The sequence below is a fragment of the Shumkonia mesophila genome, assembly GCF_026163695.1.
GTDB lineage: Bacteria > Pseudomonadota > Alphaproteobacteria > Rhodospirillales > Shumkoniaceae > Shumkonia > Shumkonia mesophila.
Genome location: NZ_JAOTID010000002.1, coordinates 567,791 through 584,774, shown reverse-complemented (window position 1 = coordinate 584,774; position 16,984 = coordinate 567,791). Strand labels below are relative to the sequence as shown.

The window sequence follows — 16,984 nt, the reverse complement described above, 5'->3', positions numbered from 1 at the left end:
TACATCGACCGTCGGACCCTTCCTGTCAACCGGCCGGCTTGCCCTCCAGGCAGGTGCGGAGCGCCTCGGCGTCGGATTTCAGCAACTGGAAATAAAGATCCGGCCCCGCCTTCAGCCCGGCCCCCAGCGGATCGAGCACGCCGATGCGGGCCGGCGTGCCGTCGACCAGGGTTTCGGCCAGCTTGGGCGCAAACTGCGGCTCGCGGAAGACGCAACGCACGCCGGCCGACGTCAGCCGCTCGCGCAACTCGCCCAACCGCTTCGCACCCGGCAGCCGCTGGGGAGCGACCGAAAGGGCGCCCGCCGCCTTAAGTCCGAAGGCCTCTTCGAAATACTGGTAGGCGTCGTGGAAGACCATGAACGGCTTGCCGGCGACCGGGGCGAGGGTGGCCTCGATCTCGCCTTTCAGCCCGTCGAGGCGCCCGCGCAGGCTGGCCCCGTTGGCAGCGTAGGCCTGGGCGTTGGCGGGATCGCGCCGGCCGAGCGCGGCGACGATGGCATCGACCATGGCCTCGGCATTGGTGGGGTCGAGCCACACGTGCATGTCGTGGGCGCCATGTTCCTCGTGCCCGCCTTCGGCCTCGTGCTCGTGCTCGTCCTCCTCCCACACGCCCCCTTCGCGGGTGGCGAGCAGCCGCAGCCCCGGCGCCTCCGACAATGCCACCACGTCGGCGCCGCCGCCCAGCGCCGCCAGCGGCTTGACCAGGAAGGCCTCCAACTCGTCGCCCATCCAGAAGACGACGTCGGCGCGGCTGAGCAGGGTGGCATCCGACGGGCGCAGCGCGTAGGTATGGGGCGACGCGCCCCCCTTGACCAGCAGATGCGCATCGCCGATACCTGCCATCACCCCGGCGACCAGGGAGTGGATCGGCGGAATGCTGGCCACCACGGTCGGGTCCGCCAGGGCGGCACGCGGCGCCAGGGCGAGCGTTCCGATGGCAAGGAAGGCAAGGGACGACTTGGAAAGAGCGGCGAGACGCATATTTTCGGGCTCCGGGCGATGACAAACGAAAATGATATATTATATCACCTTGGCGGCTATATGAGGGCGGGCTGCCGCTTCGTCAAGCGCCGGTGAGGACATTGTGACCCATCATCATCAGAAACGGGCCGACGGCTTTCCCGAGGCCAACCACGACCACGCCACCTGCGTCGAAGAGGCGTTGGAACGGGCCGGCGAGATCTGCGAGCGGCGCCAGGTGCGCCTGACGCCGCTGCGCCGACGGGTCCTGCAGGCGGTATGGAGCGGCCACAAGCCGATCGGCGCCTACGACATCCTGACCATGCTGACCAGCGAACGCGGCATGACGGCGCCGCCCACCGTCTATCGCGCCCTGGAATTCCTTCTGGAAAACCGCCTGATCCACCGCATCGAAAGCCTCAACGCCTTTGTGGGCTGCACCAAGCCGGGGCGCGACCATGCCTGGCAACTCCTGATCTGCCGCTCCTGTGGCCGGGTCGCCGAGATCAGCGACACCGAACTGGAAGACTCCATCGCCGGCGCCGCCGCGCGCGCCGGATTCACCCTTCAGCGCCGCGTCATCGAACTGGCCGGTCTGTGTTCCGCCTGCCAGGACAGCCAGCCGGCGCAAAGAGGTGACGATGGCGCCCTCGTCTGATCCGGCCGGCTTCCTCATCGAGGCCCATCAGGTTTCGGTGACCTTCGGCACCCACACCGCGCTCGCCGGCGTCGACGCCACCGTGCGCGAAGGGGAGGCCTTGACCATCATCGGCCCCAACGGCGCCGGCAAGACCACCCTGCTCAAGGTCATGCTGGGCCTCATCGCGCCCGACGGCGGCACGGTGCGCCGCCGGCCCGGCCTCAGTATCGGCTACATGCCCCAGCGCATCGAGGTCGACGCCACCCTGCCGCTCACCGTGCGCCGCTTCCTCGCCTTCGCGGTACCGCGCAACGGCCGTCCCTCCGAGGAACGCCTTCGTTCCGTGCTGGGGGAGGTGGGGGCCGAACACCTGCTGAAAAATCCGTTGCAGGAGGTGTCGGGCGGCGAGATGCAGCGGGTGCTGCTGGCCCGCGCGCTGCTGCGCGATCCCGACCTGCTGGTGCTGGACGAACCGGCCCGCGGCGTCGACGTCGGCGGCCAGGCAGACCTTTACCAGCTCATCGGACGTATCCGGGACGAGCATGGTTGCGGCGTGCTGATGGTGTCGCACGACCTGCACCTGGTGATGGCGGCGACCGACCGCGTCATCTGCCTCAACCAACGGGTCCAGTGCGCCGGCCACCCGGAAGCGGTATCGCGCCATCCCGGCTACACGGCCCTCTTCGGCGACTATCCGACGGCGCGGGCGTTCGCCATCTACCACCACCATCCCGGCCACGCGCAAGGTCCGGACGGCGCTCTTGTGCCGCTGACCCCGACCGGCGGCGACGCAGAGCCCCCGGCGGCCTGCGGCTGCGGATCGACGGAGCCCCACGACCATGGATGATTTCGCGCTGCGCGCGCTGGCCGCCGGCATTGGCGTCGCCCTCATCAGCGGCCCCCTGGGATGCTTCGTCGTCTGGCGGCGCATGGCCTTCTTCGGCAGCGCCCTGTCGCATTCGGCGCTGCTCGGCGTCGCGCTGGGCTTCCTGCTCGGCATCGACCTCACCATCGGCACCGTCGCCGTCTGCGTCGCCGTCGCCCTGCTGCTGGTCTTTCTCGAACGGGGCCGGGCGCTGAGCGGCGACACCCTGCTCGGTATCCTTGCCCACGGCGCGCTGGCCCTGGGTCTGGTGGCGCTGTCGTTTCTCGATACCGTGCGGGTCGACCTGATGGGCTATCTGTTCGGCGACATCCTGGCCGTCACCGGCGCCGACATCGCCTGGGTCTACGGCGCCGGCGCCGCCGTGCTGGCCGTACTGGCCTTTCTTTGGCAGCCGCTTCTGGCCATCACCGTGCATGCCGACCTCGCCTTCGTCGAGGGGGTGCCGGTGACGCGCGTGCGCATCGCCTTCGTGCTGCTGCTGGCCGTGGTGGTAGCGCTGGCCATGAAGGTGGTGGGCATTCTGCTCGTCACCTCGCTGATCATCATCCCGGCGGCGGCGGCCCGCCGCTTCGCGCGCACCCCCGAACAGATGGCCGGCTCCGCCGCCGTCATGGGCTGCATCGCGGTGGCGGCCGGCATCTGGGGATCGTTCGCCACCGACGTGCCGACCGGGCCGGCCATCGTGGTCGCCGCCTGCGTCCTCTTCGCGGCCTCGGGCGTCGCCTCGGCGCTCAGCGGGCGGCGGTGAAGCGGGCCAACCCCTTTTCCAGGTCGGCGATCAGGTCCTCGGCATCCTCGAGCCCGGTGTGGATGCGAATGCTGGGGCCGGCGTAGGGCCAGGGGGTGACGGTGCGCAGTTTCGCGGGCTCGGTGGGAATGATCAGGCTTTCATAGCCGCCCCAGCTGTAGCCCAGCGCGAACAGTTCCAGTCCGTCCAGGAAGGCGGCGACAGCGCCCTCGGCGGCCGGCCTCAAGACCACGCCGAACAGCCCGCAGGCGCCGGTGAAATCGCGCTTCCACAGGTTATGACCCGGGCAGCCGGGAAGGGCGGGGTGCAGCACCGCCTCGACCTCGGGGCGCGCCTTCAGCCAACGGGCGAGCTTGAGGCCGTTTTCCTGGTGGCGGGCCATGCGCGGGCTCAGGCTGCGCAGGCCGCGCAGGCCGAGGTAGCAGTCGTCGGGCCCGGCGCAATAGCCGAAACCGTTGGCGGCGCCCCGAATGCGCTCATAAAGCCGGGCCGGTACGGTGACGGTGCCCAGCATGGCGTCGGAATGGCCGACGATGAACTTGGTCGCCGCCTGGACCGAGACGTCGACCCCGTGGGCGAAGGGCTGGAAATAGAAGCCGGCGCTCCAGGTGTTGTCCATGACGACGGCAACGCCCTTGGCATGCGCCGCCTCGGCGATGGCGGGGACGTCCTGCACCTCGAAAGTCAGGGACCCGGGGGATTCCACGAAGACGACCTTGGTTTGCGGGCGGATCAGTTCGGCGATGCCGGCCCCGATCAGCGGGTCGTAATAGGTGGTCTCGACCCCGAAGCGCTTGAGCGGGCCGCCCAGCAGGCGTCGGGTCGGGAAATAGACGCTGTCGGCGACCAGCACGTGATCGCCCGCCTCCAGGAAGGCCAGCAGCGCGCAGGCGATGGCGGCCAGGCCGGAGGGCAGGGTGACGGTGCGCTCCCCGCCTTCCAGGGCGGCCACCGCCTCTTCGAAAGCGAACGTGGTGGGAGTGCCGGTGCGGCCGTAGTGAACGCCATCGAAGGGCGCCGCGTTTGACGTCTCAAGCGCCGCCAGCGTCGGGAAGGTAACGGTGGAGCCGTGGTAGACGGCAGGGTTGACCAGGCCGAAATTCTCCTCGGGCCGGCGGCCGGCATTGACCAGCAAAGTGTCTTTCTTGGGCATCGGATTGTGTTTCCTTGGGGTCCGGTTTTACCAGGACTGTTCAGTTTTCGGCCGGGGTGTCGTCGCGAGCGCCCCATTCCGACCATGAGCCATCATAGATGGCGGCCCGCTTATGGCCAATGAGATAAAGTCCGAGCGTGACGACGGCGGCCGTCACTCCCGAACCGCAGGAGGAAACGATCGGCCGGTCGGGATCGATGCCGGCGGCGGCGACCATTTCGGCGATTTCCCCGGCCGGACGCATGGCGTTGGCCCGTTCCGGGTCCATCAGGCGGCCGAACGGCAGGTTGCGGCTGCCGGGGATGTGGCCCAGCTTCTTCACCGGCCAGGGTTCCGGGTCGGTGCCGGCGAAGCGGCCGGGGCTGCGGGCGTCGACCACCTGTTCGGCGCCGGTCTTGAGATTGTCCAGAAGCTGCCCGGCCGAGCGCACCAGTGCCAGGTCCGGCCGGCCGTCGGCGGTGCGCACGGTGAAGCGCTTGCCGGCCGGCCGCGCCGGTCCCCCCTCGGTCGGCCGGTTCTCCTTCAGCCATTTGGGCAGGCCGCCGTCCAGCATGGCGATGTTGGCGTGCCCGAAAACGCGGAACATCCACCAGGCGCGGGCCGCCGCCGCGGCGCCGCCGTTGGCGTCATAGGCGATGACCCGGTCGGCATCGCCGATGCCCAGCGCCCCCACCTTGGCGGCGAAAGTGGCGGCATCGGGCAGCATGTGGGGCAGGGAGGTTTTCCTGTCGGCGATGTCGTCGATGTTGAAGAAGACGGCGCCGGGAATGTGCGCCTGCTCGAACTCGATGGCCGCCTTGCGCGGCGAATGCTTGGGAAACCACGTGGCATCGATAATGGCGATGCCCGGCTTGCCTAAGCGTTCGGCCAGCCACTCGCCGCTGACCAAGGCGTCGGGATTTGCGTAGTTCATGCCGATCTTCCCCCTGCGTAACTGCCGAACCGTCCTTGACGGGCCGCCCCCGCCCCGTGGTAGGGATGTCGCCCGCAGACCAAAAAGAAACCGCCGCCCCCCCGACGGCCGCACCATCCGGGAAGGAAACGCCGCGAATGAAACTCATTGACATTCTGCCCGTCGAAATCTGGCGCGCAATCGAAAAAGAGGCGAACGAGAAGTTCGGCCTCAAAGCCTCGGTGTTCGATGCCGACGGCAAGCGAATCACCGGCGAAGCGGTGCGCGCCAACCGCCTGTGTCCGGCGATCGCGGCATCCAAGGACGGACAGACCCACATCTGCGCCAGGGCGCATCAGGACATCGTCGCCCGGGTCCGCCGCGAGGGCGCGCCCGTGGTCGGGGAATGCGACGCCGGCATGGTCAAGATCGTCGTGCCGATCACGGTGGACGGCGAGTTCCTGGGCGCCTTCGGCGGCTGCGGCCGGCCCCTCGAAGGGGACGGCATCGATCCCTTCTACATCAGCAAGGTGACCGGCATCCCGGAAGCCGAGGTGGCGGCCCTCGGCCACGACATTCCCGCCCTCACCGAGCGCGAAACCCGCGAGGTTGCGGCCTTCCTGGCGTCCCGCGTGGAGGGCGTGTTCAAGGCTCTCCAGGACGACTGACGCCGCCGCCATCTAGGCCAGCCAATCGGGCACCGGCAGGTTCTTCTCGCGCAGGAACGCCGGGTTGAACAGCCTGCTCTGGTAGCGGGTGCCGTAATCGCAAAGTACGGTGACGATGGTGTGGCCCGGCCCCATTTGCCGGGCCAGGCGGATGGCGCCGGCCACGTTGATGCCGCTGGAGCCGCCCAGGCACAGGCCCTCGTGTTTCAAGAGGTCGAAGATGAGCGTCACCGCCTCGGCGTCGGGAATCTGGAAGGCCTCGTCGATGGGCGCGCCCTTCAGGTTCTCGGTGATGCGGCCCTGGCCGATTCCCTCGGTGATCGACGAGCCCTCGGCTTTCAGCTCGCCGAACTTGTAGTAGTGGTAAAGGGCGGCGCCCATGGGGTCGGCCAGCGCGGCGACCACCTTGGGATTGCGCGCCTTGAGCGCCATCGCCACGCCGGCCAGGGTGCCGCCGGTGCCGACCGCGCAGACGAAACCGTCGACCTTTCCCCCCGTCTGGTCCCAGATCTCGGGGCCGGTGCCTTCCTCGTGCGCGCGGCGGTTGGCGACGTTGTCGAACTGGTTGGCCCAGACGGCGCCGGCGGGTTCGCTGGCGGCCAGTTCCTCGGCCAGGCGCCGCGAGACGTGGACGTAGTTGCCGGGATTCTTGTAGGGAACCGCTGGCACCTCGCGCAGCTCGGCGCCGCACAGGCGCAGCATGTCCTTCTTTTCCTGGCTCTGGGTGTCGGGAATGACGATCACGGTGCGATAGCCCCTGGCGTTGGCCACCAGGGCGAGGCCGATGCCGGTGTTGCCCGCCGTGCCCTCGACGATGACGCCGCCGGGCTTGAGCTGGCCGCGCGCCTCGGCGTCCTCGACGATGAAAAGCGCGGCGCGGTCCTTGACCGACCCGCCGGGGTTGAGGAATTCGGCCTTGCCCAGGATCTCGCAGCCGGTTTCCTCGGAGGCTTTTCTCAGGCGGATGAGGGGGGTGTTGCCGACTGTTTTTACAAATCCGTCACGTATATCCATAATCAAATACCTTGCATTTACGGATTATTCACCCGCAAAGCTGGCGAGCCGGCAACCCGCTTTCAAGGGCCGCCGGCCAAACGAACCGGAAGAAGGCATGGGAAACGGTCGGCTAACGGGCCTTGCCGCGCCAGGCGGCCCGCAGATGGCGATGACGCTGGCGGAACCAGTGGACGGCAATGATCGTGATGGAATGCACCAGGCGCCCCGATTCCAGCCATTCGAAGGCTTCCGCCGCCGGCACGACAACGACGCGGATATCTTCGTGCTCGTGGTCCAACCCGTGGATGCCGCCGGCCTTCGAGGCGTCGACCTGGCCGCAGAAGGCGAACACCGTCTCGCTGCAGCCGCCGGGGCTGGCCATCACCCGCTGGATCGGCATCAGTTCGCGGATTTCGCAGCCGGCCTCTTCCACGGCCTCGCGGCGGGCCACCTGCTCGGGCGTCTCGCCCTCGTCGATGATGCCGGCGACGCATTCGACGAGCCAGGGCGAAAAGTCCGGCTCCCACCACGAGGTCGAGGACAGGGCCGCATGGGCGCCGATGCGGAACTGCTCGACGAAGACCAGGCTGTCGAGGTCGGCGTCATAGAGCAGGACCACCGTGGCGTGGCCGCGCTCGAACACTTCGCGCGTGAAGGGCTCGCTCCAGCCGCCCTCGAACAGGCGGTGGCGGACGGTGTAGCGGTCGATCTTGAAATAGCCGTCGAACGGACGGGCCTTGTCGATCACGGTAACGTCGGTACGCTTCATCGGGTGCCCGTCCCTAGGCTGGCGGCGGCGCCCCCTCGGGCGCCGGCGCGCCCTTTTTGGGGGAAGCGCCCCGGTTTGTCCAGAGGATCGTCGGACGGCACAACCGCAATGTCCGTCATTATGTCCTTTATTTCAATCAATTAGAATGAAATTTTAATCCAATTTATCGGGATTGCCGTCCTAGAGAAAGCGGCCGGCCGACCCCGCCACCACGGTGATCAGCCCGAGGATCAGGTTGATGCCGATGATGCGACGGATGCGCGGCAGATGGCGCGCCGCCTGCGGCCAGTCGGCGGCGGCCACCGCGCGGCGGAAGGGCGGGTAGGGACCGAAGACCATATAGACGAAAAGGGCGATCATCACCCAGGCCAGCCCCTGCATCAGATGGATGTGGCCGCCGGCCCCGGCGAAGCCGTTATAAAGCGCGAACAGGACCACATAACCCGTCACCGGCAACACCACCACGGCATGCCACACCCAGATGAAGAAGCGGCGGAACACCGCGGCCAGCAAGGAGAGCTTGTGCGGCGGCTCCATGGCGTCGACGGACGGCCGCAGCACCATGTAGGCGAAAAACATGCCGCCCACCCACACCACGGCGCCCAAGGCGTGCAGCGCCATCAACACGGCGTTCACTGTCGTCATCCTCATCCCCCTTCTTTCCCGGCCGCCCGCGGCCGGTTTCGCATATGTCGGCGATGGAACGCGGTTACGCCAGCGGTTTTCCGCGACGGGGCGGCCCAGCGATGCTAGAAGGTGCCCCGCAGTCGCAAATTCGTCAACTCATGGTCATTTCCGTGCGATGATCGCTTTCGATTTTTCCTCGGTCGACTGGCTGGTGGTAGCCGTGGTGGTCGGCGCCTTCCTTGCCGCAGGCACGGTCAAGGGCGTGCTTGGGGTCGGCCTGCCGATGATCGCGGTTCCCCTCATCGCCGGCGTTACCAGCCCGGCCCACGCCATCGCGCTCGCCTCGGTACCGGTGGTGGTGTCGAATGCCTGGCAGGCCTTCCATGGCGGCCATACCAAGGACTGCGCGCGCCGCTTCTGGCCGATGCTGACCGGCGTCGTCGTCGGCGCCGTGGTCGGCGTGCAGATCCTGGCCACCTTCGATCAGCAGCTTGTGTCGGGAATCCTCGGCATCGTGCTGGTGGTGTTCACCGGCCTGCAGGCGATGCCCCGCACGCTGGCGCTCGATGCCCGCGGCGAACGCTGGCTGGGCCCACCGCTCGGCCTGGTGGGCGGTGTGCTGGGCGGCATGTCCAGCCTGTTCGGGCCGCTGCTCATCCTCTATCTGGTGGCGCTGCGGCTGCCCAAGGACGTGTTCGTCGCCGCCGTGGCGCTGCTTTTCTTCGTGGGTTCGCTGCCGCTCTTCCTCGGCCTCGTCGCCCACGGCATCCTCAGCCCGCCGCAGATTGCGCACTCGGCGCTGTCGTCGCTGCCGGTGATCGCCGGGCTGGTGATCGGCCGGCGGCTGCGCCGGCACGTCCCCCAGGCGCTGTTCGAGAAGGCGCTGTTCGTCGTCCTCATCGTCATCGGCCTCAACCTCGTCCGCCGCGCCTTCTTCTGAAAACATGGGATTTGCCGCTATCCCTGAAAGGCCTATCCTTGCCGGCCTTCGACCCGGCAGACCGCGAGGCCATCATGCGCCGTCGTGCATTCCTGGGAGGCACCGCCGCCGCCCTGACATTCGCTCTGGCTCCCCATTCCCTCCGCGCCGCACCGGCACGGTTCGACATTGCCACCCTGCGCAAGGGCTGGCAGGGCCGTTTGCGCGCCATTGCGGCCAAGGGAACGCTGCCGATCATCGACATCGAAAGCTGCTACAACCCCGGCAAGATCAACCTGGCCGAATTCGCCGGCCGCATGGACGAGGCCGGGGTCGCCCAGGTCTGCATGTCGCCGCAGATCGGCAAGGGGGGCTTCGACTCGGGCAAACTGTGGAATGACGGAGCGCGCGACGCGGTCGCCGCCTTCCCCAGCCACTTCATCCCCGCCTCGACGGCCGGCATCTGGCCGGCCTGGTCCGAAAAGCCCAAGGAATTCCTCGACATCCACCTGCGCCGCGTCGTCGAGGACGGCTATCCGCTGCTGGGCGAGTTCGAGTTCCGCCACTACCCGTCGCCACCCGAATGGCAACGGGGCGAAATGTTCCGCGACATCGCCATCCCCATCGATGGCGAGCACGGCCATCGCCTGTTCGCGTTCTCGGCGGAGACCGGCCTGTCGTTCCAGATCCATTACGAGATCGAGGACGGCCTGCTGGCGCCGCTCGAAAAAATGCTGGCGGCCTATCCCAGGGCCAAGGTCATCTGGTGCCATCTGGCGCAGGTCCGCTATCAGGGCCGCAGCACGGTCTATGGCCCCGCATACCTGCGCAAGCTGCTGGAGACGCATCCCGGGCTCTATGTCGACACCGCCTTCGGCGGTCCGAAATCGGTCTATCCTGGCAGCCGCGAGAACCACGCCCGGGTCTGGGAGTCCGACGGCCGCGTGCGGCCCGACTGGGCGGCCCTCATCGAGGACCACCCCTGGCGCTTCCTGGCCGCCCTCGACCTCGGGGGCGATCGCATGGACGAGATCGGCGACAAGGTGAAGACCCTGCGCCGCTTTCTGGCCGGGCTGAAGTCCGAGGCCGCCGGCACGGTCGCCTGCCGTTCGGCCTGGAAACTGTTATTCGACGAACAAATCGCGCTCTAGGCTGGCCAGAACGGCCTGCCTACATGTAGGGTGCCGCCCCCCGACACTTTCAGGCCTCGCCCCGATCCATCCATGCGCCACGTCGAATTCATCGTCCTGATGGCTCTCATCATGTCGTTGGCCGCCCTGTCGACCGACGCCGTCATGCCCGCACTGCCGATGATCGGCCAGGAGTTGGCCACCACCGACGACAACCGCCGCCAGCTGGTCATCGGGGCCTTTCTGCTGGGCATGGCCCTGGCGCAGGTGCTGTTCGGGCCGTTGTCCGACAGCCTGGGCCGCAAGCCGATCCTGCTGTTCGGCATCGCGCTGTTCGGCGCCGGCTGCCTGATTTCGATCTGGGCGCCGACCTTCGAGACGATGATCCTGGGCCGCCTGACCCAGGGCATCGGCGCCGCGGCCCCGCGGGTGCTGGCGGTCGCCATCGTCCGCGACCGTTTCGAGGGCCGGCAAATGGCCAAGACGGTGTCGATGATCATGACCGTCTCGATCCTGGTGCCGGTGTTCGCCCCGCTGGTCGGGCAGGGAGTCCTGACCTTCACCGGCTGGCGCGGCATCTTCTGGCTGGCGCTCGTCCTGGGTGGCATCATGGCCGCCTGGGCCGGGTGGCGACTGCCCGAAACGCTCTCGGACGCCCACCGCCATCCGCTGTCCTTCCGCCGCGTCGGCCGCGCCCTGATCGAGGTCGTGACCCACCGTACGGTCATCGCCTATCTGATGGCCACCGCCTGCCTGTTCTCGGCCTTCGTCGGCTATCTGACGTCGGCCCAGCAGGTCTTCCAGGAAACCTATGGGCTGGGCGGCCTGTTTCCGTTCGCCTTCGGCGGGCTGGCCGGATCGATCGGGCTGGCCGCCTTCGTCAATTCGCGTGTCGTCGTGCTGCTGGGCATGCGCCGGCTCGTCTATATGGCGCTTTTCGGCATGATCGGGCTGGCCTTGACCTTCGCCGGCATCGCCTTTGTGTTCGAGGGTATTCCGCCGTTGTGGCTGACCTTCCTGGTGCTGGCGCCGATGTTCTTCTGCCACGGCATGCTGTTCGGCAACCTCAACGCGATGGCCATGCAGCCGATGGGCCACATCGCCGGGTCGGCCGCCGCCGTCATCGGCACCGTGGTGACGGCCATCTCGGCGACCGTCGGATCGCTCATCGGGCAGGCTTACGATGGAACCATCCTGCCGCTCGCGTTTGCCTTCGCCGGCTTCGCCGTCCTCGCCCTCGGCTTCTGCCGCTGGGCCGACCGCTGACGGGCCTTACCCGGCTTTCGGCGGCGACGGCCGGACGACGGTGGGAGCGAGCCTCGCCGTGACGTCGCGCGCGTCATAGGCGTTGGGCTCGGTCGGCGACTTCGCCCCGCGGTAAACCACGATGTCGGCGTAGGCCCGGTATTCGGTGATCGCCCGTCCGCTGCCGGCCCCGATGAAGGAATGCCGGTGCCCCCATGGGCCGTAGCCGCCATATCCGCCATAGCCGCCGAAGCCGGTGTCGTATTGACTGCGCGCCTCGGTCTCGCGGTTCACGACGACGAAATAGTCGCCGCCCTGGGCCAGCGTCAGTTCGGCGGCGCGATAGAGCAGGTAATTTTCCACCGTCTCGCGGGCGGTCAGCGAATTGCCGGAAAACGACACCCGGAAGCGGTTGCCCTCGATCTGCTGCTGGGAGAAGCCGTACCCGTCGGTGGCCGGCTGATAGAGGGTGGGCAGGGCGCAGGCGCTGAGCCCCAGAAGCACAACGATCAGGACGACAAATTTGCGGGCCATGCGGAAGATATAGGCGCCGCCGGGGCGGTCTCAATACCCGGCCCGGCCACCGCCGGTTCCGACCCGAACATGAAACGGTGAAATAGAAGGCCGCCTCGCGAAGTCTACCCACTGTGAGACGGCAGCCTGTCGCCCGTAACGGATTTTGCATCCGACGGGAATTCGGCCTGATCCTCCCCCTGCCGCGCCGGGCTCCCACTCCCGGACGATCGGTCACGCCGTCGCGCCGCCGCTCCTGAAATTGCTCGTTGAGAGGACCCATGACTGCATCCGACGTTTCCGGAAAGATACTCGTGATGGGATTGCCCGGCAGCGGCAAGACCACGCTCGCCAAAGTGCTGGCCCGGCGGCTCAACGCCATTCATTTCAATGCCGATGAGATCCGGCATAACATCAACAAGGACCTCGGTTTTTCCGTCGCGGACCGCATCGAGCAGGCGCGCCGCATGGGCTGGCTGTGCGATCGGGTGATCGAGGCGGGCAATCTTGCGGTCGCCGACTTCATCTGCCCGACGCCAGAGACCCGGAAAGCCTTCGGCGAGGCCTTCGTTGTGTGGGTCGATCGCATCAGGGAAAGCCGCTTCGAGGACACCGACCGCCTGTTCGTGCCGCCCGACCGCTGCGACGTGCGGGTCACCGCCTCGGGCACCCCCGAATACTGGGCCGAACAGATCGCCCAGCGCCTGCGGCCCGTCTTCGACCCCCGGCGGCCGACGGCGCTGTTCGTCGGGCGTTGGCAGCCCTTTCACGACGGCCATCGGGCCCTGATCGAAAAGGGCATCGAGCGGGCCGGCCAGGTATGCATCGCCGTGCGCAACACCCATTCCCGCGACGACGCCAGCAATCCGTTCCCCTTCGAGGAGGTCAAGGAGCGCATCGAGACCGCGCTGTGGCGCCACAAGGGGCGGTTCAGCGTGATCGACATGGCCAATATCACCCACATCTTCTACGGCCGCGATGTCGGATATGCCGTCGAGCGGCTCGAGCTTTCGCCCGAGGTCGAGGAGATCTCGGCCACCGAAATCCGGCGGCGGATCGGCCTCGATGCGTCCGCCGATCGGCGTGAAATCCGGGCGGCAGTCAAGCCGCGACCCGCCGCGAAGCCGCGCCCCCAAGCCGCGGGAAGTTCCCGCGCAGCTTCGCAGTAATCCGCACCCAGGAGGATGCCGATGGAATCGAGTGGGTTTCGAACGTGGAGCCGGGCCGAAATGAGCGCGACAAAAGTCGTCTTTCCATCCCGCCGCAAGCCGGATCGCGATCGGGTCGGCGGAATCCTGGAACGGGCCGGGCAGGGGCTGTTCTTCCTGGCGATGGGGTTCCTGGCCTTCGCCGCCGGCGCGTTCGCGGTCCTCAGCCAGACCTTCCCCTCCCAGCCGTTGCGCGACGCCTACCGGGCGGCGGTCGCCTACATCGACAAGGTCGAGATGTCGAGCGACCCCCTGGCCACCGATCAGTGGCGGAAAGCCCGCACCGCTGCCCTGGGCGTCACCGCCTACGAGGCCGGGCGCGCCTTTCCCGGATACACCCTCTACACCTCCGGCGACGGCCCGTACGCCCGCCTCATCACCATGGATGGCCGCACGCTCCACGAATGGAATCGGCCCTACAGCACGGTCTGGAACGAACAGGCCGCCATCAAGAATCCGCAGCCGGACCCCCTGATCTTCATGACCAAGGCCGAGGTCCTGCCGAACGGCGACCTGCTGGCCATCTACGAAGCCGCGGGCGACACCCCGTGGGGCTACGGCATGGTCAAGCTGAACAAGAACTCCGAGGTGATCTGGAGCTATCTGCAGCCGGTCCATCATGATTTCGACATCGCCCCCGACGGTCGCATTTTCACGCTGACCCAGGAATTCACCTCCGAGAAGATCAAGGGCTTCACCACCTTGGGAAGCCCGCGCCTCGACGACTTTCTGGTAACGTTGTCGCCCGACGGCCGCGAGTTGAAGAAGATTTCGCTGACCCATGCCCTGGCGCAGTCGCGCTACGACGGCTTCGTGCACGCCACCCCGGCCTTTTCGACCGAAGACCCGCTGCACACCAATGCCGTCGAATACATCGACAAGGCCAAGGCCCGGCGCTTCGCGGTCGGAGGCGAAGGACACGTCGTCGTGTCCTTCCGCGACATCGGCGTGCTCGCCGTGATCGACCCGGAAAGCGGGGAAGTCGAATGGGCGACGCGGGGCCCATGGGTCGGCCAGCACGATCCCCGCGTGCTGGATAACGGCGACATCCTGGTGTTCGACAACTTCGGCACCTTCGATAAGGGAAACGATTCCCGCATCCTCGCCTTCAATCCGAAGACGATGGAGGTGACGTGGCGATACGAGGGCGACGCCGAACGTCCCTTCTCGAGCGAAATCCGCGGCTCGATCGAACGGCTCGCCAACGGCAACACGCTGATTACCGAGTCCGACGGCGGACGCCTTCTGGAGGTCGCTCGCGACGGAACCATTGCCTGGGAATACGTCAATCCGGTGCGAAGCGGCGAGGGGAACCGCTACATCCCCGTCGTTTCCGGGGCGCAACGCGTCATTCCGGGCCGCCTGGAGCCGGCGTTCCGGGACAGCATCGAACGAACGCTAACGGAGAAAGCACGATGAGACGCATGACAAGAGAACGCCTCTTCCTTTGGACCGTCGCCATCCTGCTGCCGGCGGTCGTGACGACGCCCGCCGCCGCCTATGTCGGACCCGGCGCCGGACTGAGCCTGCTGGGCGCCCTGTGGGGCGTCGTCATCGCCGTCGGGGCGGCCATCGGTTTCGTCGTCCTGTGGCCGCTCCGCCGTTTCCTGCGCAAAAGCCGCACCGCCGCCACCCCGGGCGCGCAGGCCGGCGGGGATTCGGTGTCCCCGCCACGGGCCTCCCGCCCACCGCAAGAGGACGTATCGCGTCATGGGGCTGTTTAACCTTCCCGGCCCGCTCTACGACCTGGTCGACCGGGCGGTCTTCGCGGCGGCGCCGGCCCCCTGGCGGCTGGTTTTCTGGGCCGTGGTGGCGGCCGTCTCCAGCCTGCTGATCTACAAATGGCTGTCGCCCCAGGCGAAGATCGCCGCGACCAAGGAACGGGTTGCGGAATTGCGCCGCCGGATGCTCGACCACGACGGCGAGGACTTGGCCAGCGCCATGCCGCTGATCCGCGCCCAGCTGGCGATTGCTTTCCGCCATCTCGGCCTGGTGCTGCCGGCGACCCTCATCGCCTCGCTGCCGGCGTTGACCCTGATGATCTGGCTCGACACCTCCTACGCCCGCTTCCTGCCGGACAGCGCGCCGTTCATCGAGGTGGTGCCGGCCGGCTTCGAGGGCACGTGGCGGACCGAAGCCGACGTTCCACGCATCACGGTGCGCGAGCGGACCGGCCAAGCCGTTGCCGACATCCCCGTTCAGAAGCCCATCCCGCAGATCGAGAAACGGCATTGGTGGAACGTGCTGCTCGGCAACCCGGCCGGCTATCTGCCCGACCATGGGCCGGTCGAGCGGGTGACCGTCCACCTTCCGGAACAGGCCTATCTGCCGTTCGGCCCCGGCTGGGCGCGCTCCTGGATGGCGCTGTTCATCCCGGTCTTTTTCGTCACCTCGCTGTTCTTCTACCGCATCGCCCGCATCCAGTAAGGCCATGTCCATGGAGGCGAAAAGCGCCAATACAAAGGCGGCCGGGGGCGACGGCTTCGCGGTCGCCGGCTGGATGGACAGGGTGGGCGAATTCGTCACCCGCCACCGGCGCCTGTGGATTTCGCTCGGCAACATCGAGACGAAGGCGGTATTGGCCGAGCGCGCCGGGGAGGCGATCGACCGGCCCATCTACATCGCCGGCCTGGCGCGTTCCGGCAGCACGATCCTGCTCGAAACCCTGGCCCGCCACCCCGAGGTGGCGACGCATCGCTACCGCGACTACCCGCTGATCTTCACGCCTTATTGGTGGAACCGCTGGCTCGACCGCGTGGCGCGGCAAGACGAACGGCCGGTCGAAAGGACCCACAGGGACGGCATCGCCATCACCTCGAACAGCCCGGAAGCCTTCGAGGAAATGCTGTGGATGGCCTTTTTCCCGGGGCTGCACGATCCGTCGCACCGCGCCTCGCTTGACGATCCGGCGGCCGACCATCGGGGCTTTGCGCGGTTCTATGTCGATCACATCCGCAAGCTGCTGGCGGTGCGCGGGCGGCGCCGCTACGTCGCCAAGGGCAACTACAACGTCACCCGCCTGGGCTATCTGCTGCGCCTGTTCCCGGACGCCCGCTTCGTCGTGCCGGTGCGCGATCCGGTCTGGCATATCGCGTCCCTCATGAAGCAGCAGGCGCTGTTCGCCAAGGGACAACACGACAATCCGGCGGCGGTGCGCCACCTGCAACGGGTCGGGCATTTCGAATTCGGCCTCGACCGCCGGGCCATCGCCATCGGCGATCCGCGCCGCGTGGCCGAGGTCACGGCCTTGTGGCAGGGCGGCGCCGAGGTCGAGGGGTGGGCCCGCTACTGGACGCTGATCCACGATCACGTCGCCGACGTCCTGGCGGGCAGCCCCGAAATCCGCGCGGCGACCCGCGTGGTCCGTTACGAGGATCTGTGCCAGACGCCGCGCCAGACGATCGCCGAGGCCTTGAGCCACTGCGGACTGGCGGCCGGCGAGGGGTTCCTCGCCGAGGCGGCCGAGCGCATCCGCTTTCCCGGCTACTACAAGCCGAAGTTCACCGACGCCGAGCTGGCCGTGATCGAGCGCGAGACGGCGCCAACCGCCCGGAAGTTCGGCTACGGGAGCCCGGTGAACGACAGCCGGCCAATCGCTAGGCGTTCGCAATAGACCGCTTTCCGTTCGG

Annotated in this window: 19 protein-coding genes; 12 read left to right on the top strand and 7 right to left on the bottom strand. The window is 67.6% G+C overall.

The annotated features are described in order from the left end of the window. Positions 1 to 25: 25 nt before the first annotated feature. Positions 26 to 982, bottom strand: a complete 957-nt coding sequence (locus ODR01_RS06015) for a zinc ABC transporter substrate-binding protein (RefSeq protein ID WP_316976704.1) — start codon at positions 980 to 982, stop codon at positions 26 to 28. A 103-nt stretch (positions 983 to 1,085) separates the two neighbouring features. Between ODR01_RS06015 and ODR01_RS06010 the strand changes: the two genes are divergently transcribed. From ODR01_RS06010 to ODR01_RS06000, 3 genes are read left to right on the top strand one after another with little or no spacing between them, the layout of a single operon-like run. Continuing rightward, a complete protein-coding gene (locus ODR01_RS06010) occupies positions 1,086 to 1,619 on the top strand; it encodes a Fur family transcriptional regulator (protein ID WP_316976703.1) in 534 nt (177 codons plus the stop codon). Continuing rightward, on the top strand, positions 1,603 to 2,448 hold the full coding sequence (locus ODR01_RS06005) for a metal ABC transporter ATP-binding protein (RefSeq protein ID WP_316976702.1): 846 nt from the start codon (positions 1,603 to 1,605) through the stop codon (positions 2,446 to 2,448). The genes ODR01_RS06010 and ODR01_RS06005 overlap by 17 nt, the downstream gene beginning before the upstream one ends. Continuing rightward, a complete protein-coding gene (locus ODR01_RS06000) occupies positions 2,441 to 3,235 on the top strand; it encodes a metal ABC transporter permease (RefSeq protein WP_316976701.1) in 795 nt (264 codons plus the stop codon). The genes ODR01_RS06005 and ODR01_RS06000 overlap by 8 nt, the downstream gene beginning before the upstream one ends. Here the strand turns inward: ODR01_RS06000 and metC are convergent. Next, positions 3,219 to 4,388 (bottom strand): cystathionine beta-lyase, encoded by a 1,170-nt coding sequence (gene metC, locus ODR01_RS05995; protein ID WP_316976700.1) that lies wholly within the window; start codon positions 4,386 to 4,388, stop codon positions 3,219 to 3,221. The genes ODR01_RS06000 and metC overlap by 17 nt on opposite strands. Positions 4,389 to 4,428: 40 nt before the next feature. Next, positions 4,429 to 5,301 (bottom strand): sulfurtransferase, encoded by an 873-nt coding sequence (locus ODR01_RS05990; protein ID WP_316976699.1) that lies wholly within the window; start codon positions 5,299 to 5,301, stop codon positions 4,429 to 4,431. A 137-nt stretch (positions 5,302 to 5,438) separates the two neighbouring features. Between ODR01_RS05990 and ODR01_RS05985 the strand changes: the two genes are divergently transcribed. Beyond that, positions 5,439 to 5,948 carry a PocR ligand-binding domain-containing protein gene (locus ODR01_RS05985; RefSeq protein ID WP_316976698.1) on the top strand — a complete coding sequence of 170 codons (510 nt, stop codon included), beginning with the start codon at positions 5,439 to 5,441 and terminating at the stop codon, positions 5,946 to 5,948. 12 nt (positions 5,949 to 5,960) lie between these two features. Here the strand turns inward: ODR01_RS05985 and ODR01_RS05980 are convergent, their stop codons facing one another. From ODR01_RS05980 to ODR01_RS05970, 3 genes are all read right to left on the bottom strand, one after another. Continuing rightward, positions 5,961 to 6,962 (bottom strand): cysteine synthase A, encoded by a 1,002-nt coding sequence (locus tag ODR01_RS05980; RefSeq protein WP_316976697.1) that lies wholly within the window; start codon positions 6,960 to 6,962, stop codon positions 5,961 to 5,963. Positions 6,963 to 7,074: 112 nt separating this feature from the next. Next, the gene (locus tag ODR01_RS05975; RefSeq protein WP_316976696.1) at positions 7,075 to 7,713 is read right to left on the bottom strand and encodes an NUDIX domain-containing protein; all 639 of its coding nucleotides are present in this window, start codon (positions 7,711 to 7,713) and stop codon (positions 7,075 to 7,077) included. A gap of 180 nt (positions 7,714 to 7,893) precedes the next feature. Beyond that, on the bottom strand, positions 7,894 to 8,358 hold the full coding sequence (locus ODR01_RS05970) for a CopD family protein (RefSeq protein WP_316976695.1): 465 nt from the start codon (positions 8,356 to 8,358) through the stop codon (positions 7,894 to 7,896). A gap of 157 nt (positions 8,359 to 8,515) precedes the next feature. Between ODR01_RS05970 and ODR01_RS05965 the strand changes: the two genes are divergently transcribed. From ODR01_RS05965 to ODR01_RS05955, 3 genes are all read left to right on the top strand, one after another. Further along, positions 8,516 to 9,280, top strand: coding sequence for a sulfite exporter TauE/SafE family protein (locus ODR01_RS05965; RefSeq protein ID WP_316976694.1), 765 nt, complete (start codon positions 8,516 to 8,518; stop codon positions 9,278 to 9,280). Between the two features lie 74 nt (positions 9,281 to 9,354). After that, complete coding sequence (locus ODR01_RS05960) at positions 9,355 to 10,410, top strand: amidohydrolase family protein (RefSeq protein WP_316976693.1); 1,056 nt, start codon at positions 9,355 to 9,357, stop codon at positions 10,408 to 10,410. Positions 10,411 to 10,482: 72 nt separating this feature from the next. Further along, positions 10,483 to 11,655: a multidrug effflux MFS transporter gene (locus ODR01_RS05955; RefSeq protein ID WP_316976692.1), complete on the top strand. Its 1,173-nt coding sequence runs from the start codon at positions 10,483 to 10,485 to the stop codon at positions 11,653 to 11,655. A gap of 6 nt (positions 11,656 to 11,661) precedes the next feature. On the opposite strand, the gene ODR01_RS05950 is transcribed toward ODR01_RS05955, so the two are convergent. Next, positions 11,662 to 12,168: a CC0125/CC1285 family lipoprotein gene (locus ODR01_RS05950; protein WP_316976691.1), complete on the bottom strand. Its 507-nt coding sequence runs from the start codon at positions 12,166 to 12,168 to the stop codon at positions 11,662 to 11,664. Positions 12,169 to 12,428: 260 nt separating this feature from the next. Here ODR01_RS05950 and ODR01_RS05945 point away from each other — a divergent pair, with 260 nt between their 5' ends. From ODR01_RS05945 to ODR01_RS05925, 5 genes are read left to right on the top strand one after another with little or no spacing between them, the layout of a single operon-like run. After that, positions 12,429 to 13,316: an adenylyl-sulfate kinase gene (locus tag ODR01_RS05945; RefSeq protein ID WP_316976690.1), complete on the top strand. Its 888-nt coding sequence runs from the start codon at positions 12,429 to 12,431 to the stop codon at positions 13,314 to 13,316. A gap of 60 nt (positions 13,317 to 13,376) precedes the next feature. Next, a complete protein-coding gene (locus ODR01_RS05940; protein ID WP_316976689.1) occupies positions 13,377 to 14,774 on the top strand; it encodes an arylsulfotransferase family protein in 1,398 nt (465 codons plus the stop codon). After that, positions 14,771 to 15,079 (top strand): hypothetical protein, encoded by a 309-nt coding sequence (locus tag ODR01_RS05935; RefSeq protein ID WP_316976688.1) that lies wholly within the window; start codon positions 14,771 to 14,773, stop codon positions 15,077 to 15,079. Before ODR01_RS05940 ends, ODR01_RS05935 begins: the two co-directional genes overlap by 4 nt. Then, on the top strand, positions 15,066 to 15,782 hold the full coding sequence (locus ODR01_RS05930; RefSeq protein WP_316976687.1) for a hypothetical protein: 717 nt from the start codon (positions 15,066 to 15,068) through the stop codon (positions 15,780 to 15,782). Before ODR01_RS05935 ends, ODR01_RS05930 begins: the two co-directional genes overlap by 14 nt. A 10-nt stretch (positions 15,783 to 15,792) precedes the next feature. After that, complete coding sequence (locus ODR01_RS05925) at positions 15,793 to 16,968, top strand: sulfotransferase (RefSeq protein ID WP_316976686.1); 1,176 nt, start codon at positions 15,793 to 15,795, stop codon at positions 16,966 to 16,968. Positions 16,969 to 16,984: the final 16 nt, after the last annotated feature.

What these genes read in the sequence shown, in the direction of transcription:
- ODR01_RS05940 (WP_316976689.1), top strand. Translation starts at nt 13,377, where the DNA reads ATGAGCGCGACAAAAGTCGTCTTTCCATCCCGCCGCAAGCCGGATCGC.
- ODR01_RS06000 (WP_316976701.1), top strand. Translation starts at nt 2,441, where the DNA reads ATGGATGATTTCGCGCTGCGCGCGCTGGCCGCCGGCATTGGCGTCGCC.
- ODR01_RS05930 (WP_316976687.1), top strand. Translation starts at nt 15,066, where the DNA reads ATGGGGCTGTTTAACCTTCCCGGCCCGCTCTACGACCTGGTCGACCGG.
- ODR01_RS05950 (WP_316976691.1), bottom strand. Translation starts at nt 12,168, where the DNA reads ATGGCCCGCAAATTTGTCGTCCTGATCGTTGTGCTTCTGGGGCTCAGC.
- ODR01_RS05980 (WP_316976697.1), bottom strand. Translation starts at nt 6,962, where the DNA reads ATGGATATACGTGACGGATTTGTAAAAACAGTCGGCAACACCCCCCTC.
- ODR01_RS05965 (WP_316976694.1), top strand. Translation starts at nt 8,516, where the DNA reads ATGATCGCTTTCGATTTTTCCTCGGTCGACTGGCTGGTGGTAGCCGTG.
- ODR01_RS05990 (WP_316976699.1), bottom strand. Translation starts at nt 5,301, where the DNA reads ATGAACTACGCAAATCCCGACGCCTTGGTCAGCGGCGAGTGGCTGGCC.
- ODR01_RS05970 (WP_316976695.1), bottom strand. Translation starts at nt 8,358, where the DNA reads ATGACGACAGTGAACGCCGTGTTGATGGCGCTGCACGCCTTGGGCGCC.
- ODR01_RS05935 (WP_316976688.1), top strand. Translation starts at nt 14,771, where the DNA reads ATGAGACGCATGACAAGAGAACGCCTCTTCCTTTGGACCGTCGCCATC.
- ODR01_RS05985 (WP_316976698.1), top strand. Translation starts at nt 5,439, where the DNA reads ATGAAACTCATTGACATTCTGCCCGTCGAAATCTGGCGCGCAATCGAA.
- ODR01_RS06005 (WP_316976702.1), top strand. Translation starts at nt 1,603, where the DNA reads ATGGCGCCCTCGTCTGATCCGGCCGGCTTCCTCATCGAGGCCCATCAG.
- ODR01_RS05955 (WP_316976692.1), top strand. Translation starts at nt 10,483, where the DNA reads ATGCGCCACGTCGAATTCATCGTCCTGATGGCTCTCATCATGTCGTTG.
- ODR01_RS05945 (WP_316976690.1), top strand. Translation starts at nt 12,429, where the DNA reads ATGACTGCATCCGACGTTTCCGGAAAGATACTCGTGATGGGATTGCCC.
- metC (WP_316976700.1), bottom strand. Translation starts at nt 4,388, where the DNA reads ATGCCCAAGAAAGACACTTTGCTGGTCAATGCCGGCCGCCGGCCCGAG.
- ODR01_RS06015 (WP_316976704.1), bottom strand. Translation starts at nt 982, where the DNA reads ATGCGTCTCGCCGCTCTTTCCAAGTCGTCCCTTGCCTTCCTTGCCATC.
- ODR01_RS05960 (WP_316976693.1), top strand. Translation starts at nt 9,355, where the DNA reads ATGCGCCGTCGTGCATTCCTGGGAGGCACCGCCGCCGCCCTGACATTC.
- ODR01_RS05925 (WP_316976686.1), top strand. Translation starts at nt 15,793, where the DNA reads ATGGAGGCGAAAAGCGCCAATACAAAGGCGGCCGGGGGCGACGGCTTC.
- ODR01_RS05975 (WP_316976696.1), bottom strand. Translation starts at nt 7,713, where the DNA reads ATGAAGCGTACCGACGTTACCGTGATCGACAAGGCCCGTCCGTTCGAC.